The 509-nt window shown below is 55.0% G+C and carries 1 protein-coding gene; it reads left to right on the forward strand.

The window, feature by feature from the left end; translation table 11 throughout:
- On the forward strand, window positions 1-509 hold a 509-nt coding region (locus DWY93_RS16925; RefSeq protein WP_181968576.1), incomplete at both ends, for a TraG/TraD/VirD4 family protein.

Genomic DNA, 509 nt, shown 5'->3' on the forward strand with positions numbered 1-509 from the left:
ATGTTCAACCTTCTGTGTGAACGGGCTGACAACACCTATGGCGGGCGTCTGCCCTACCATGTGCGGGTGCTATGGGACGAGGCTGCCAACACCGGGCAGGTGCCGGGGCTGGAAAAGATCGTGGCCGTCATCCGCTCCCGTGAGATCAGCCTGACGCTTTTTTATCAGGCAATGAGCCAGTGTAAGGCATTGTACAAAGACCATTCCGAAACCATCATGGGCAACATGGACAGCATCGTGTTCCTCGGAGGCCGGGAGGCTTCCACCCTAAAGGATATTTCGGAAAACTGGCTGGGCAAGGCCACCATCTCTATGCAGACCGAGGGCCGAAGCCGTGGACAGTCTGAAAGTTACAGCCAGAATATGCAGCGGCTTGGCCGGGAGCTGATGACCACCAGCGAAATCACCACCATGCCCGGAGATAAATGTATCTTACAGCTTAGGGGGCTCCCACCCTTCCTATCCCCAAAGTATGACTTGAAAAAGCACCCGAATTACAAGTACACAGC

The organism is Clostridium sp. AF28-12, assembly GCF_003435225.1.
GTDB lineage: Bacteria > Bacillota > Clostridia > Lachnospirales > Lachnospiraceae > Pilosibacter > Pilosibacter fragilis.